This window comes from Phocicoccus schoeneichii, assembly GCF_014635565.1.
GTDB classification, from domain to species: Bacteria; Bacillota; Bacilli; order Staphylococcales; family Salinicoccaceae; genus Phocicoccus; species Phocicoccus schoeneichii.
Window position 1 is genome coordinate 153,440 of sequence record NZ_BMDB01000001.1, and the last position, 16,480, is coordinate 169,919.

General features: G+C 37.6%; 14 protein-coding genes and 1 other annotated feature. All 14 genes read left to right on the plus strand.

Annotation, left to right across the window (positions count from 1 at the left end):
• Nucleotides 1-20: 20 nt before the first annotated feature.
• Nucleotides 21-153, plus strand: a sequence feature (ribosomal protein L20 leader region).
• Nucleotides 154-166: 13 nt separating this feature from the next.
• Entirely contained in the window at nt 167-694 is a 528-nt protein-coding gene (gene infC, locus IEU51_RS00905; RefSeq protein ID WP_186088140.1) for a translation initiation factor IF-3, read from the plus strand.
• A gap of 22 nt (nt 695-716) precedes the next feature.
• Nucleotides 717-920, plus strand: a complete 204-nt coding sequence (rpmI, locus tag IEU51_RS00910; RefSeq protein ID WP_186088138.1) for a 50S ribosomal protein L35 — start codon at nt 717-719, stop codon at nt 918-920.
• Nucleotides 921-937: 17 nt separating this feature from the next.
• The gene (gene rplT, locus IEU51_RS00915) at nt 938-1,297 is read left to right on the plus strand and encodes a 50S ribosomal protein L20 (RefSeq protein ID WP_186088136.1); all 360 of its coding nucleotides are present in this window, start codon (nt 938-940) and stop codon (nt 1,295-1,297) included.
• An 89-nt stretch (nt 1,298-1,386) separates the two neighbouring features.
• Nucleotides 1,387-2,460, plus strand: a complete 1,074-nt coding sequence (locus IEU51_RS00920) for a M42 family metallopeptidase (RefSeq protein WP_186088135.1) — start codon at nt 1,387-1,389, stop codon at nt 2,458-2,460.
• Nucleotides 2,454-3,179, plus strand: coding sequence for a TrmH family RNA methyltransferase (locus tag IEU51_RS00925; RefSeq protein ID WP_186088133.1), 726 nt, complete (start codon nt 2,454-2,456; stop codon nt 3,177-3,179). The genes IEU51_RS00920 and IEU51_RS00925 overlap by 7 nt, the downstream gene beginning before the upstream one ends.
• Before the next feature lie 278 nt (nt 3,180-3,457).
• The gene (gene pheS, locus IEU51_RS00930; protein ID WP_186088131.1) at nt 3,458-4,519 is read left to right on the plus strand and encodes a phenylalanine--tRNA ligase subunit alpha; all 1,062 of its coding nucleotides are present in this window, start codon (nt 3,458-3,460) and stop codon (nt 4,517-4,519) included.
• Nucleotides 4,506-6,908, plus strand: coding sequence for a phenylalanine--tRNA ligase subunit beta (gene pheT / locus IEU51_RS00935; RefSeq protein WP_186088129.1), 2,403 nt, complete (start codon nt 4,506-4,508; stop codon nt 6,906-6,908). Before pheS ends, pheT begins: the two co-directional genes overlap by 14 nt.
• 164 nt (nt 6,909-7,072) lie before the next feature.
• Nucleotides 7,073-7,600 (plus strand): CvpA family protein, encoded by a 528-nt coding sequence (locus tag IEU51_RS00940; RefSeq protein WP_186088127.1) that lies wholly within the window; start codon nt 7,073-7,075, stop codon nt 7,598-7,600.
• Between the two features lie 47 nt (nt 7,601-7,647).
• A complete protein-coding gene (polX, locus tag IEU51_RS00945) occupies nt 7,648-9,345 on the plus strand; it encodes a DNA polymerase/3'-5' exonuclease PolX (protein WP_186088397.1) in 1,698 nt (565 codons plus the stop codon).
• Nucleotides 9,346-9,350: 5 nt separating this feature from the next.
• Nucleotides 9,351-11,678 carry an endonuclease MutS2 gene (locus IEU51_RS00950; protein WP_186088125.1) on the plus strand — a complete coding sequence of 776 codons (2,328 nt, stop codon included), beginning with the start codon at nt 9,351-9,353 and terminating at the stop codon, nt 11,676-11,678.
• A 177-nt stretch (nt 11,679-11,855) separates the two neighbouring features.
• Nucleotides 11,856-12,170 carry a thioredoxin gene (gene trxA, locus IEU51_RS00955; protein WP_186088123.1) on the plus strand — a complete coding sequence of 105 codons (315 nt, stop codon included), beginning with the start codon at nt 11,856-11,858 and terminating at the stop codon, nt 12,168-12,170.
• Between the two features lie 51 nt (nt 12,171-12,221).
• Entirely contained in the window at nt 12,222-13,994 is a 1,773-nt protein-coding gene (uvrC, locus tag IEU51_RS00960) for an excinuclease ABC subunit UvrC (RefSeq protein ID WP_188349252.1), read from the plus strand.
• A 95-nt stretch (nt 13,995-14,089) separates the two neighbouring features.
• Complete coding sequence (locus tag IEU51_RS00965; RefSeq protein WP_186088120.1) at nt 14,090-14,701, plus strand: succinate dehydrogenase cytochrome b558 subunit; 612 nt, start codon at nt 14,090-14,092, stop codon at nt 14,699-14,701.
• Between the two features lie 14 nt (nt 14,702-14,715).
• Nucleotides 14,716-16,461, plus strand: coding sequence for a succinate dehydrogenase flavoprotein subunit (gene sdhA, locus IEU51_RS00970; protein ID WP_186088118.1), 1,746 nt, complete (start codon nt 14,716-14,718; stop codon nt 16,459-16,461).
• Nucleotides 16,462-16,480 lie beyond the last annotated feature (19 nt).

Here is a 16,480-nt window from a genome sequence, read left to right on the forward strand (position 1 = left end):
AGTTATAAGAGTTGAATTGAACGAACAAGTTGAAGCTCCCGCTTCACACCCTCAGCAGTAAGTGTCACAGGGTCAATCGGGGAAGACATAATTATCATTTTATGTCTATTTCGAAGAGCGGGTGTTGCTATGCACCCGCTCTTTTTGTTCGTTAAATTTTTTGGAGGTGTCAACAATAGCAAAAGACCAAACAATTATCAATAATCGTATTCGCGCAAAGGAAGTTCGATTGATTGGACAAGATGGTTCACAGCTAGGCATTAAATCGACGAAAGAAGCTCTTGAAATGGCAGAACGAGTTAACCTCGACCTTGTCCTTGTAGCTCCTACTGCGAAACCACCGGTTGCGCGTATCATGGACTACGGTAAGTTCAAATATGAACAACAAAAGAGAGACAGAGAAGCACGCAAGAAGCAAAAAGTGATTAGTGTCAAAGAAATAAGACTATCACCAACAATCGATGAACATGACTTTAACACAAAGCTAAATCAAGCTAAGAAATTCCTTTCTAAGGAAGACAAAGTAAAAGCATCCATTCGATTCAGAGGTCGTGCGATCACACACAAAGACATTGGACGTAAAGTGTTAGAGCGTTTTGCGGAAGAACTCAAAGACGTTGGTCAAATTGAGGTTCGACCTAAGATGGAAGGTCGCTCAATGTTCCTCGTTGTCGCACCAAACAAAGAAAAATAATATTTTTGGAGGATTCATTATCATGCCTAAAATGAAAACACACAAAGGATATGCAAAACGTGTTAAACGTACTGCTACTGGAAAATTCAAACGTTCACAAGCATTCACTAGCCATCTTATGGCGAACAAAACAACTAAACAAAAACGTCACTTACGTAAATCTGCTTTAGTTGCAAAATCTGACGCGCGTCGTCTAGTACATTTATTAGCCAAGGCTGCTAAGTAATTTAAGGAGGAAACGACATGGCTCGTGTAAAAAATGGTCTTACTTCACGTAAAAGACGTAAAAAAGTATTAAAACAAGCTAAAGGTTACTTTGGTGCCAAAGGTGCACTTTACAGAGTAGCAAAACAACAAGTTACAAAATCTGGTCAATATGCATATAGAGACCGTAAAAATAGAAAACGTGAATTCCGTAAATTATGGATTGCTCGTATCAACGCAGCTGCACGTAACCACGACATCAGCTACAGCCGTTTAATGAATGGTCTTAAAATCGCTGGTATCGATATCAACCGTAAAATGCTTTCTGAAATCGCAATTGCTGATGATGCAGCATTCGGTGAAATTGTTAAACAAGCTAAAGATGCTTTAAATAAATAATATCTTTTTCTAATCCACATTTAAAATCAATGTGGATTTTTTTATTTGTGTTAAAATAATCGTATACATAATTTATTTGGAGGTACATAATGGACAAGCAATTAGAAATGTTAAAAGCATTAACAGATGCGAATGGTGTGTCAGGTTTCGAAACGGAAGTTAAAGAACTCATGAGAGAATACTTAGAACCAAATTCTGACTCTATTATTGAAGATAACCTTGGAGGAATCTTTGGTAAAAAAGAATCAAAGTCTGGGAGTAAAACAATTTTAATTGGTGGACATTTAGATGAAATCGGCTTTATGATTACTGAAATTGACGATAAAGGATACTTAAAATTCACTCCAATTGGTGGATGGTGGAACCAAGTTCTATTATCTCAACGAATGACTGTCATTACCGAAAAAGGGAACCTTGTAGGTGTAGTTGGCTCAAAGCCACCACACGTATTAAGTCCAGAAGATAGAAAAAAACCAGTGGATCTTAAAGATATGTTTATTGATATTGGTGTCGCGAGCAAAGAAGAAGCTGAAGAAGCAGGTGTCCAACTTGGTGACATCATCGTTCCATATACTGAATTCACGCAAATGGCAAACAAAGATTATCTTCTTGCTAAAGCATTTGACAACCGTTACGGTTGTGCACTCGCTGTAGAAGTATTAGAGAAACTTAAAGATGTAGATACTAACATCAACGTAGTATCTGGTGCAACAGTACAAGAAGAGGTCGGACTTCGTGGAGCAAAAACTGCTGCTCACAAAGTGAAACCAGACCTTGCAATTGCAGTTGACGTTGGTCTTGCGACGGATTCACCAGGTATGGACTCTAGAAACGGTAAAGGTAACCTAGGTGAAGGTCCATTATTATTATTACTCGACGGATCTAACATTGGTCACGTTGGTTTCAGACGTCATATCCAAAAAATTGCTAAAGATAAAAACATCGACGTCCAACTACAAGCAATTCCAGGAGGCGGAACGGATGCAGGTAGCTTCCATACAACTCATGATGGCGTGCCTTCAGTAGCAATCGGAGTCCCCCTTCGTTATATGCATTCAAACGTATCTATCATGCACAGACAAGATTTTAAAGATGCAGTAGATTTAGTTGTAGAAATCATTAAATCTTTAGATGATGAAACGGTTGATTCAATTAAATGGTAATCACATCAAAAGATAACGCACGCATTAAAGAAGTGCGCAAGCTTCACAAGAAAAAAACAAGAGATAAAGAGAAACTTTATCTCATCGAAGGAGAACACTTAATTGAAGTTGCAAAAGAAAACAACGCGCCTATTAAAGAAGTGTTTATCCAAGAAGATAAGACTTTTGACCTGAACTTAGGGTCAGTCAAGGTCACTGAAGTGAACGATGGTGTCATGAAAACATTATCTACTCTTGTAACGCCACCAGGGATACTAGCCGTAGTGGGTGAAGTCGACACTATTGAAAATAGTAAGCGTGTCTTAATCATTGATGGAGTACAAGATCCAGGAAATTTAGGTACACTGATCCGTACAGCTGATGCATTCAATTTTAAACAAATCGTGATGAGTCCAGATACCGTAGATGCTTATAACGATAAAGTATTAAGAAGCGCACAAGGATCACATTTCCACGTGTCTTTATCTCGCCGAGATTTAAACGAATTCCTAGATACTTTTGATGGAGATGTAGTAACAACATCACTTGAAGGTGATACGGAACTTAAAGTGGACGAGTCAAAAAATATCGCACTCATTTTAGGTAACGAAGGTAAAGGGGTTACAGCAGCATTAATTAAAAGAAGTGATAAACAGTTTAAAATTGATATGACAGGTCACGCTGAAAGCTTAAACGTCGCTGTTGCCGGTGGAATTCTCATGCATCAGTTCAGAGTTTGAAAAAATTTAGAAATCAATGTATAATCTATATATTAATAAAACAGATATATTTCAGATGAAATAGGCATAAATGACAAGACTCATTATACAGAGAGAAGTGAAATGGTGAGAGCACTTCAAATGAGCGTCAGGGTTCACCTAATGATGAAATAGAGTGTCATTCACTTACGAATGATAAGTGCCTGGATAAGCCAGGAATTTAGGTGGTACCACGGAACTCCGTCCTATATTGGGCGGAGTTCTTTTTGTTTTATTTTAAAATCTTATGAGGTGAAATTATGGCAAATTTCGAAGAAATTAAACAGTCATTTCTAAGTGCTTTAAAAAAGGCATCTGATATGAAACAACTTCAAGATGTCCGCGTACAGTTCTTAGGAAAAAAAGGGCAAGTATCTACACTCATGCAACGCATGAGAGAAATTCCGAATGAAGAAAAGAAAGCATACGGACAAAAAGTGAATGCACTACGCACTGAAGTAACCGAGCGATTAGAAACAGCAATCAAAGAATTAGAAGAAAAACTTCTCCAAGAAAAGCTAGAAAAAGAAACACTGGATGTCACTTTGCCAGGACGGTCATTCCCGCAAGGGGGTATTCATCCAATCGATCGAATTATCACTGATATTGAAGACTTCTTCTTAGGTCTTGGTTACGAAGTACGTGAAGGATATGAAGTAGAGACGGATTATTATAACTTTGAGGCGTTAAACCTTCCAAAAACACACCCAGCACGTGACATGCAAGATAGTTTCTACATCTCTGAAGAAACTCTACTCAGAACGCATACGTCACCTGTACAAGCACGTGTGTTAAACCAAGCGGACGGAAAAGGACCAATTAAAATTATTTGTCCAGGTAAAGTGTATCGACGTGACAGTGATGACGCGACACACTCACATCAATTTACACAGATTGAAGGTCTAGTTGTAGATAAAAACATTCACCTCTCAGACTTAAAAGGCACATTAGAGTTACTCGCTAAAAACTTATTTGGTGAAGCGCGTGAAATTCGTTTACGCCCAAGCTACTTCCCATTTACTGAACCAAGTGTTGAAGTAGACGTATCTTGTTTCAAATGTGGTGGAGATGGTTGTAACGTTTGTAAACAAACAGGTTGGATCGAAATCTTAGGAGCTGGAATGGTACATCCTAATGTCCTTGAAATGGCTGGTTTTGATTCAAAAGAATATTCTGGATTTGCATTTGGGCTTGGTCCAGATCGTATCGCGATGCTGACATACGGTATTGAAGACATCAGACATCTATATACAAACGACTTACGTTTCCTAGAGCAATTTAAATATACAGAAGATAGAGGTGTTGTACATGAAAGTCTCTAAAGAGTGGTTAGAAACATTTATATCTGTTGATGCAGATACTGCAACACTTGCAGAAACAATCACAAGAGGTGGTATCGAAGTAGACGATATCATCGATTATACAGAGGGTATTAAAAATCTTGTTGTGGGATATGTTGAGAGTGTAAAACAACACCCTGAAGCAGATAAACTCAATCTATGCCAAGTAAATACAGGTGAAGAAACAGTACAGATTGTCTGTGGAGCACCAAATGTTAAAGCAGATAGCTACGTTATCGTATCTAAAGTTGGGGGCAGACTACCTGGCGGTATTAAAATTAAAAAAGCGAAACTACGTGGTGAAGAATCATACGGTATGATTTGTAGTTTACAAGAAATTGGTATTTCTGAAGAATACGTACCTAAAGAGTATAAAGAAGGAATCTTTATCTTTAACGAGAAACAGACTCCTGGTACAAATGCATTAGAAGCATTATATCTCGACGACCAGGTACTTGAATTCGACTTAACACCAAACCGAAAAGACGCACTCTCTATGATTGGTACAGCATATGAAGTCCGTGCATTATTTGGTGGCGAAGTAGTTGAACCTGAACTCAATATGACTGAAACAGAAGACATTTCTGGTATCTCTGTTAAAAATGAAGATAGTGAAGCAGTGCCATTTTATGCGCTGCGCAAAGTAAATAACGTTAAGATTGCACCATCTCCAGTTTGGATGCAGCATCGTCTACTTAAAGCAGGTATCCGTCCAATCAATAACGTCGTAGATATTTCAAACTACGTACTTTTAGAGTTCGGTCAACCGCTTCATATTTTTGACTACGACGCAATCGGTTCTAAGGAAATTGTTACACGTCGTGCTAAAGAAAACGAAAAGATGACAACACTAGACGGTAAAGAACGTACACTTCTAGAGTCAGATATTGTAGTTACAAACGGTAAAGAACCCGTAGCTTTAGCAGGTGTCATGGGTGGAGACTTCTCTGAAGTAACACACAATACGAAGAATGTTGTGATTGAATCGGCAGTATTCGAACCTGTATCTGTACGTAAGACATCAGGACGCTTGAACTTAAGAAGTGAAGCATCAAGCCGCTTTGAAAAAGGTGTGTCTCATGAGTTTGTAATTAAAGCACTAGACCGAACAGCGTATTTACTTGAAACTCTTGCTGGTGGAACTGTAGAAAAAGGTATCGTTTCTGACGGAGAACTTGATTTAACACCTACAGAAATCGATACATCAGTATCATTCATCAATAACCGCTTAGGTTTAGACTTGAACGCTGATAAAATCACTGAAATACTAGATAAGCTTGGAATCGACGTAAAAGTTGACGGAGACAACATTCACGCGATTATCCCATCGCGTCGTGATGACTTAAAAATTCCTGAAGACATCACAGAAGAAGTGGCACGTATTTATGGGTATGACAACTTACCATCTACGCTTCCTGTGTATTCAGAAATAACACCTGGGCGTTTAACAGATAACCAAGTAAAAACAAGAATCATTAAAAATCAATTATCATCACTCGGTCTTTCAGGAGCAATCAACTATGCACTTACTGAATCATCTCGCGCGACAGAATTTACAAATGCTACTGTTGGGTTACAGCTCACAATGCCTATGAGTGAAATTCACTCAACGCTTAGAACGAGCCTTATTCCTCATTTAGTAGACAACGTGACATACAACATGAATAGACAACGTAAATCTGTGTCACTTTATGAAGTAGGTAAAGTATTTGAAACTAATGGACAAGATAAACTGCCAACAGAAATTACGAAGTTAGCTGCTGTAATCTCTGGACCACAGTACAGTGTGGAATGGTTAGGAGAATCGCTTCTATCTGACTTCTACACATTAAAAGGTATTTTAGATAGCATATTTACAAGATTTTCTCTAAAACCACATATCACGTATGAGGCAACTAATGAATATAAAGAGCTTCATCCAGGGCGTACAGCTCATGTGCTACTAAAAGGTAAAGTCATTGGACTAATTGGTGAACTACATCCTAAGTATGCGGATGATCATGATTTAAACCAAACAACTGTATTTGAAGTGAATCTCGATGAACTGTATAGAGAGACTGAAGGTACGATTCGTTATGAACAATTACCTAAGTATCCCCAAATTACGAGAGATATTGCTTTGGAAGTAAATAGTGAAGTCACTGTTCAAGATATTACAGATCTAATTTACAAACAGAACGTAAACTACTTAATTAATGTTGAACCTTTCGACGTATATGAAGGTGAACACATTGAAGCGGGCAAAAAGTCTGTCGCATTACACATAACTTATCTAAACAAAGAAGAAACTCTAACAGATGAAGTCGTAGAAACGCTTCATACACCAGTAGTTGAAGCACTTCTAAGTGAAGGATTTAAGATTAGAGAATAGTTTTAGACCGTCCTTATGATTGTAGGGACGGTATTTTTATATCGATTTTAAGTAGGACTTACTTGTTAATAAAAACCGTAATCGCTATAATAAATAGCATATCAAGTTAACGTCTAGATTTTGAAAAAGTAAAGCTAGAAATTACTGAGAAAAAGGGTTAGCATATGACACTACTTATACTACTTTTAATAATTATTGGCATGATTGTCGGATTTAGACGCGGAGGATTATTGCAATTCATCCATCTATTTGGAACTATATCGGCAATAATCATTGCGAGACTTAATTACAAGACACTTGGAAGCAAGTTAGATTTAATAATGCCTTATCCATCTAGTGCACTAGAAGTGGATAATACAATTTTAAAAGATATACCAGATTTAGAGACTGCTTATTATTACATGGCTGCATTCTTTTTTATCTTTATTATTACTAAACTCATTATTCAAATTTTTATTAGTACGTTCGATTATTTACAACAAATAAATTTCCACGTTGTGGCATCGTCAATCGCAGGTGTTATATTTGGTGTAATTGAGACAATTTGTATACTCGTCGTTATTTTAGCTTTTGCAGCAACGATTCCAATGGATGCATTACAGAATGCAATTGACGGATCTGGCTTGGCTAAATTTATATTAAATCACACATTGATATTATCTGACCGCTTGATGAGTTGGATGCAAATATAGGGCCTTTATTTTAGGTCCTATTTTTTATGGAGGTATATATGGCTGAAATTACTAAAAAAGATATTATTCAATTGTTAGAAGAAATCGCAGTGTATCTAGAGTTAAACTTAGAAAATAACTTTAGAGTCTCTGCGTATAGAAGGGCTGCGAATGCACTTGAAACGGATCAGAGAAGTCTCAGTGAGTTGGATTCCTTTGAAGGAATTAAGGGAATTGGTAAAGGTACAATCACTCTCATTAATGAATATATTAAGACGGGTAAGTCTTCATTACTCGAGGAACTAAAGAGTGAAACTCCAGCCGGACTTGTACAGATGACTAAAATCCCAGGTCTCGGTGCAAAGCGTGTCGCAAAGATTTATGAAGCGACCAATATTGTAACTATCGATGAATTAAAGTCATTATGTGAAGACAATGGTCTTCAAAAGTTGCCTGGATTTGGTAAGAAGACCGAAGAGAATATATTAAATGGAATTAATGAACTCTTTACGAAACCTGATCGCTATCCGATCGATCAGATTCTTAAATTCAGAAAATTGATTGAAGATAAAATCAGCGCGTTCGACTTTGTTCAAAAATACGATGTTGCAGGAAGTGCAAGACGTACTAAAGAGACAAGTGGAGATCTTGATTATATTATTAAAACAAATAATGTATCGGCCTTTATCAGCAAGATGAAAGAGAGTCGTTTCTTTAAATCTGTAATAGCTGAAGGTGAGAAGAAGTTTTCAATTATCATCAAGGATGATTTTAAAGAGATCAATACGGATTTTAGATTCATTCAGGGGGATGAGTATTATTCCACACTCCAACATTTCACAGGTTCTAAAGATCATAATATCCGCATGAGACAAATTGCAAAGACGCGTGGAGAGAGCATCAGTGAATATGGCGTAAAACAAGAAGACGACAGCGTCATTACATTTGAAAGTGAGGAAGCATTCTACACTCATTTTGATTTACCATTCATTCCACCTGCGATGCGTGAGACAGGTGAAGAAATCGATATGGATATATCTAATATCGTGACTTTAGACGACATCAAGGGCGACATTCACATGCACACGACGTATAGTGACGGTGCTATGAATATTGAAGAGATGGTCGAAGCGTGTATTAATCGTGGATATGAATATATGGTGATCACGGATCACTCTAAGAGTCTCGTAGTAGCGAACGGGTTAGATGAAAATAGATTATACAAACAGATTGAAGAGATTAATAAAATAAATGATAAATACCCGGAAATCGATGTATATGCAGGTACTGAGATGGACATCCGTCCAGATGGGACACTTGACTTTAGTGATGACACATTACAAGCGCTCGATTACGTGATTGCTGCGATTCATTCTAGCTTTAATCAGAGTGAAGCGGAAATTATGGAGCGTCTTAAGAATGCGTGTTACAATCCATATGTAAGACATATTGCGCATCCAACAGGTAGGCTCATCGGTGCGAGAAGTGGCTACCGTGTAAATATGGATGAATTAATTCAGATGGCAAAAGACACGAATACAGTACTTGAAGTCAATGCGAATCCAAAGAGACTTGATCTGTCATCAGACGTCATTAAACATAAAGATTTAATACTTACAGTAAATACGGACGCACACCATACGCGTCATTTAGAGTTTATGAAGTATGGTATCGCAACACTACAAAAAGGACTGATTTCAAAAGACCAAGTGGTCAATACGATGAGTCGTGAAGAGTTTAAACAATTTATAAAAAATGGTAAGTGATAATTATGAACGAAAGAACATTAAGAGCATTAGAATTTAACGAGATTTTGATTCGTTTAAAAGAATATGCAATTAGTGATAAAACCAAAAAACAAATTAATATAGATATGTTCCAGACACTTGAAGCGGATGTTAAAAAGACGCTCAGTGAAGTCGATGATGCGCTCACAATGCTTAGATATCGTCCAGTTGAAATGTCAGGAATACAAGACATCACAAGCTACGTAAAACGCGCTAAAATCGGTAGTGTATTATCTGTGAATGAATTGATTGCGATTAAACAGATGTTAAATCGTAAGGACATGCTGATTGGTGTGTTTAATGAGTTTTATGATAAAGAGATTGAACTAGAAACGTTATCGCACTATGAGCGTGCTTTACCATCTGAACGTAGTCTCTATAATAAAATAGTTGAGACGGTGGATGAGACAGGGGTATTAGACCATGCATCTTCAACTTTGTTATCTATTCGTAAGAAGATATCAAGAGAAGAGTCCGGAATTAGAACGCGTTTAAACGACATTATGAGAAAGCATTCTAAGAAACTTTCGGATAGTCTCGTTACGATGCGTAACAATAGATATGTATTACCAGTTAAAGCAGACTCACAAAGTGAAGTGAAAGGGATTATTCATGACGTGTCGACGTCAGGTCTCACTGTTTATATTGAACCGATGGCAATAGTCGAAATTAGTAATAGAATTCAACATTTACGTGAAGATGAAAAGAATGAAGTCAATAAGATTTTAGCGGAACTTACAGGTCTCGTTGCTGAAAATGAGTATGACTTACTTCAAATTGACGAAGTACTTCATATTTTAGATTTAGTATTTGCGAAAGCGAAATATGGTATGAGCTATAAAGGGACGATTCCAGCAATAGGTACAGATGAAAGTATCCATCTTGTGAATGCATTCCATCCACTTATAGACATAGAACAAGTGGTTAAGAATGATATCTTAGTCGATAGAGATACAACAGGAATCATTATCACTGGACCAAACACAGGAGGTAAGACAGTAACAATCAAAACAATTGGGCTCTCTGTCATCATGGCTCAGTGTGGTATTCCAATCCCAGCACTTGATGGATCTAGACTAAGACTTTTCGAAAGTATCTATGCAGATATAGGTGACGAACAATCAATCGAACAGTCATTATCTACGTTCTCGAGTCACTTAACAAACATTGCAGACATTTTAAATCGAGTAGATGAAAAGAGTCTCGTTATCCTAGACGAATTAGGTGCAGGAACCGATCCAGAAGAAGGTGCAGCACTTGCAATTAGTATTTTAGAATACCTATTAGACAGAGACGTCACTGTAATCGCGACTACGCACTATCCGGAACTTAAATCATTTTCATATGGACGCACGAATACAATTAATGCCTCTATGGAATTTGACGTTGGAACTTTATCTCCAACCTATCGATTACTCATGGGGATACCTGGTAAATCAAATGCATTTGAAATATCAGAAAAACTTGGACTCGATAAAAATGTGATTGAACGTGCGCGTGCATTATCAGGTAGAGATAACTATGAAATTAATGAGATGATTGGCGCATTAGAACGTCATACGACTCATGCGCGTGATAATGAACTGGAAACGAAGCGACTCTTAAAAAATGCGGAGTCATTAAAACAAGAGTTAGAAGGATACAAGAATAAGTTCGAGCGTGAAAAACAATCGATGATTGAAGCGGCTGAAGAGAAAGCAAACGAGATCATCAAGAAATCAGAACGTAAAGCACAAGATATCATTGATGATCTAGAACTCATGAAGACACTGGGTGCGGATTCTATAGAACAGCACAAATTGATTGAAGCGAAAAAGTCACTTTCTGATAGCTATTATCACAAGGCAATCAAAAAAGATGTTAAAAACGAAGTAGAGGAAAAGCTAGAGGTTGGTGACGAAGTTGACGTATTAACTTACGGACAAAAAGGTGTCGTGATAGACATTGAAGGCGACGATATCTCTGTGCAGATGGGCATCATCAAAATGAAAGTTAAAAAAGATGAACTCAAGAAGCGCAAACAAGAGAAGAAGAAAGCACCAGCGGTGAAGCGGGTATCTAGAATGAACGTGTCGAATACTTTAGATCTACGTGGTGAAAGATATGAGGATGCGATGATCAAACTAGACCGTTATCTCGACCAAGTGGTATTATCAAATCTATCAGAAGTGGAAATCATTCACGGTAAAGGGACTGGTGCACTACAAAAAGGTGTGCAGCAGCACTTAAAGCAACATTCAAAAGTTGCCACATTTAGAGGTGGATTACCAAGCGAAGGTGGATTTGGTGTAACCATCGTGACAATGAAGTAGGTGGATTTAATGGGTTTTGATATGTATAAACTGGCGACAGTTGTGATTATATTTGCAGCTATTATGTTTTTATCTGGCATCATATATTTAGCGTTTTTTGTATAAGCAATTAAATTGTGTAAGGAAAAGGTCTATATTATAATAAGACCAGTACTAATTAGTGGAGGTATTTTAGATATGGCAATTATCGATGTAAATGATGCAACATTTAAAGAAACAATTGGAGAGGGCGTTAAGCTTGTTGACTTCTGGGCACCTTGGTGTGGTCCTTGTAAAATGATCGCTCCAGTACTTGAAGAGGTTTCAGCTGACTTAGATGGTAAAGCTGACATCGTAAAACTTAACGTGGATGAAAACCAAGCAACTGCTGCTGAGTTCGGAGTAATGTCTATTCCAACTTTAATTCTGTTCAAAGATGGCGAAGAAGTTGATAAAGTTGTTGGATTCCAACCAAAAGAGCAATTAACTGCACTTATTGAGAAACATCTATAATCAACAATTTATAAAGCCGCTGATGCGGCTTTTTTTGTTAGAGGGATAAAAATGAAAGATTTAAAACTAAAATTATCAGTACTGCCAACAGAACCTGGTTGCTACCTGATGAAAAATAAAGATGATGAGATTATATATGTAGGTAAAGCAAAGAACCTAAGAAACCGTGTGCGTTCTTACTTCAGTGGTGCGCATGATGAAAAGACGATGCGGCTCGTGCAAGATATTGTTGATTTTGATTATGTGATTACGAACAGTGAAGTAGAGTCACTGCTGTTAGAGAATACGCTCATCAAAAAGCATATGCCAAGATACAATATCTTACTAAAGGATGACAAGAGTTATCCATTTATTAAAATCACCAAAGAGAAACACCCAAGACTGATCGTTACGAGAACAGTTAAAACAGGCACAGGTCTATATTTTGGACCATATCCGAACGCATTTAGTGCATATGAGACGAAAAAGCTATTAGACCGAATCTATCCTCTACGCAAATGTGACACAATGCCCGATAAATTATGTCTCTATTATCACATAGGTCAATGTTTAGGCCCGTGTGTATATAATGTATCCGTAGAAACAAATAAAAAAATGATTAGTGGTATCACTCGTTTTTTAAATGGGGAAACAAAAGAAATTGTCTCAGATTTAGAAAATAAAATGATGAAAGCATCTGAAGAATTAGAGTTTGAGCGTGCTAAAGAATATCGGGATTTACTTGGACATATCGAACAGACAATGATGAAACAAAATATGTTGACGTCTGATATGACGTCTCGAGATTGCTTTGGCTATGCGATTCATAAAGGGTGGATGGCGATAAGTGTATTACTCATTAGAAATGGAAAGCTCATTGAGAAAAAAGCAGAGATGTTTCCAATTAATGATGACATAGAAGAAGAGTTTAACAGATTTGTATTACATTTCTATGATATGAATTCAAACTTATTACCAAAAGAAGTGCACATTCCAAGAGAAATTAATAAGAGTATATTAGAAGAAGCATTGCCAGTAAAAGTGCATGCGCCACACAGAGGTAGTAAAAAAGAGATGGTGGATTTGGCAAAGAAAAATGCCGAAAATGCGGTTGAAAGTAAGTTCCTTCTCATCGCTCGTGATGAGGAACGTACAATAAAAGCAGTTGAAGCAATTGGAGAAGCATTAAATATAGAAACACCAAGACGTATTGAGGCATTTGATAACTCAAATATTCAGGGTGTGGATCCAGTAAGTGCAATGGTGACTTTTATCGATGGTAAACCGTCAAAAAAAGAGTATAGAAAATATAAAATTAAAACTGTAGAAGGACCAGATGACTATAGATCGATGGCTGAAGTCGTCCGTAGACGCTATACAAGAGTCTTACGCGAATCTTTACCATTACCTGACCTCATTATCGTCGATGGGGGAATCGGGCACATGAACACGGTTAGAAACGTGTTAGAAGACGAACTTAGTTTAGACATCCCAATTGCTGGACTTAAAAAAGATGATAAACACCAAACGGCAGAATTGCTGTATGGAGATTCTGCAGATATTGTTCCCCTAGATAAAAAGTCACAGAGCTTTTATTTATTACAAAGAATTCAAGATGAAGTGCACAGATTTGCGATCAGTTTCCATAGGAATACAAGAAAGAAAACGTTGTTCCAATCTGCGCTCGATAATATAGAAGGCGTAGGTCCAAAACGTAAGGCACAACTTTTAAAAACGTATGGATCAATAAAAAATATAAAATCAAAAACAGAAGAAGATTTTATTCAAATCGGTATACCGCAAAATGTAGCGCGTAATATCGTGAAAAAATTAACGGATATGTAAGGGAAAACGGTTTTATTATCATCTTGATTTAACGCGTAACTATGCGTAAAATATAGATAACAATATGATTTTTTGATTATTGAGGGGGGACACTAGTGTCTAAAAAGGATTCAAGCTTTTTTATTAGGAGGCTCCATTCCCTATTAGGAGTCATTCCACTGGGCGTATTTTTACTTCAACACCTTATTGTGAACAACTTTGCAACAAGAGGTCCTGAAGCGTTTAACGTTGCTGCTGGAATAATGGGAAATTTACCGTTTGTTCTCGTTTTAGAAACATTTGTTATTTATTTACCAATTTTATTCCATGGTATTTATGGTATCTATATTGCTTTTACTGCGAAAAACAACGTGGGTCGCTACGGTACATATCGTAACTGGATGTTCGTTATCCAGAGAATTACTGGAGTGATTGCTTTCATCTTCATCGCTATTCACGTGTATCAAACACGTTTCCAAGTTGCACTTGGTCATGAAGTGAACTACGACATGATGGCTGATATTTTAGAAAACCCATTCTGGTTAGTTTTCTATATCATTAGCATTCTTTCAATCGTATTCCACTTTGCAAATGGTTTATGGTCATTCATGATTACTTGGGGTATTACACAATCTCCAAAATCACAACAGATTATGAGCTACGTAGCATTAGCAATTTTCGTTATTGTAAGCTTTATCGGAATACAAACTGTATTCGCATTTATCTAAAGGAGTGTAACTAAATGGCAAACAATAAAATTATCGTTGTAGGGGGCGGACTTGCGGGTCTGATGGCAACGATAAAAGCAGCCGAAGGTGGCGCACAAGTAGAACTTTTCTCGATTGTTCCAGTGAAACGTTCTCACTCAGTGTGTGCTCAAGGTGGTATTAATGGTGCGGTGAACACGAAAGGTGAGGGTGACTCACCAATGATTCACTTTGACGACACAGTGTATGGTGGAGACTTCTTAGCGAACCAACCACCAGTAAAAGCAATGTGTGAAGCAGCACCGAAAATTATTCATTTACTAGACCGTATGGGTGTAATGTTTAACAGAACACCTGAAGGATTACTCGACTTCCGTCGTTTCGGTGGCACATTACACCACAGAACAGCTTTCGCTGGTGCAACGACTGGACAACAACTGATCTATGCGCTTGATGAACAGGTTCGTAAATATGAAGTAGAAGGTCTAGTTACGAAATATGAAGGTTGGGAATTCTTAGGAATTGTTAAAGATGACGAAGGTGCAGCACGTGGTGTTGTAGCTCAAAACATCGTAACAAGTGAAATTAAAACATTTGGTTCAGATGCTGTAATTATGGCAACTGGTGGACCAGGGATTATCTTTGGTAAATCAACGAACTCAATGATTAACACAGGTTCAGCAGCTTCTGTTGTTTATCAGCAAGGTGCAGTATACGCGAACGGTGAGTTCATTCAAATTCACCCAACAGCAATTCCTGGAGACGATAAACTACGTCTAATGAGTGAATCAGCGCGTGGTGAAGGTGGACGTGTTTGGACTTACAAAGATGGTAAGCCATGGTATTTCTTAGAAGAGAAATATCCAAACTACGGTAACTTAGTTCCTCGTGACGTAGCGACTCGTGAAATCTTTGACGTATGTGTGAATCAAAAACTAGGTATCAACGGTGAAAACATGGTTTACCTTGACCTTTCACACAAAGATCCACACGAATTAGATGTTAAACTTGGTGGTATTATTGAAATCTATGAGAAATTTACTGGAGATGACCCACGTAAAGTTCCTATGAAAATCTTCCCAGCGGTACACTACTCAATGGGTGGTTTATACGTAGATTACGACCAAATGACAAACATTCCTGGATTATTCGCTGCAGGTGAATGTGATTACTCTCAACACGGTGCAAACCGTTTAGGAGCAAACTCATTACTTTCAGCAATTTACGGTGGTATGGTTGCAGGACCAAACGCTGTGAAATACGTGAATAACCTCGAAAAATCATATGAAGACCTGAACGAAGACGTGTTTACACGTGCAGCACAAGCTGAACAAGACAAATGGGATAACATTATGAACATGAATGGCACAGAAAACGCATATAAAATTCACCGTGAACTGGGTGAATTAATGACTGTAAACGTTACAGTTGTTAGACACAATGACAAACTGATCGAAACAGATAAGAAAATTGTTGAGTTAATGGAAAGATATCAAAATATCAACATTGACGATACAAAACAGTGGAGTAACCAAGCCGCGTTCTTCATTCGTCAATTATGGAACATGTTGGTACTTGCAAGAGTAATCACGATCGGTGCGTTAAACCGTAACGAATCTCGTGGTGCTCACTACAAGCCTGAATTCCCAGAGAGAAACGACGAAGAATGGCTGAAAACAACTAAAGCATACTTTGAGGGTCCGTTAGAAGCACCAAAATTTGAATACGAAGATGTAGACGTGAGCTTAATTCCACCACGTGTACGCGACTATTCGAAGTAATCTGAAAGGAGAATACAAA

Coding starts and splice junctions, on each gene's coding strand:
- rpmI (WP_186088138.1), top strand. CDS start 717: ATGCCTAAAATGAAAACACACAAAGGATATGCAAAACGTGTTAAACGT.
- rplT (WP_186088136.1), top strand. CDS start 938: ATGGCTCGTGTAAAAAATGGTCTTACTTCACGTAAAAGACGTAAAAAA.
- IEU51_RS00920 (WP_186088135.1), top strand. CDS start 1,387: ATGGACAAGCAATTAGAAATGTTAAAAGCATTAACAGATGCGAATGGT.
- IEU51_RS00925 (WP_186088133.1), top strand. CDS start 2,454: ATGGTAATCACATCAAAAGATAACGCACGCATTAAAGAAGTGCGCAAG.
- pheS (WP_186088131.1), top strand. CDS start 3,458: ATGGCAAATTTCGAAGAAATTAAACAGTCATTTCTAAGTGCTTTAAAA.
- pheT (WP_186088129.1), top strand. CDS start 4,506: ATGAAAGTCTCTAAAGAGTGGTTAGAAACATTTATATCTGTTGATGCA.
- IEU51_RS00940 (WP_186088127.1), top strand. CDS start 7,073: ATGACACTACTTATACTACTTTTAATAATTATTGGCATGATTGTCGGA.
- IEU51_RS00950 (WP_186088125.1), top strand. CDS start 9,351: ATGAACGAAAGAACATTAAGAGCATTAGAATTTAACGAGATTTTGATT.
- trxA (WP_186088123.1), top strand. CDS start 11,856: ATGGCAATTATCGATGTAAATGATGCAACATTTAAAGAAACAATTGGA.
- uvrC (WP_188349252.1), top strand. CDS start 12,222: ATGAAAGATTTAAAACTAAAATTATCAGTACTGCCAACAGAACCTGGT.
- sdhA (WP_186088118.1), top strand. CDS start 14,716: ATGGCAAACAATAAAATTATCGTTGTAGGGGGCGGACTTGCGGGTCTG.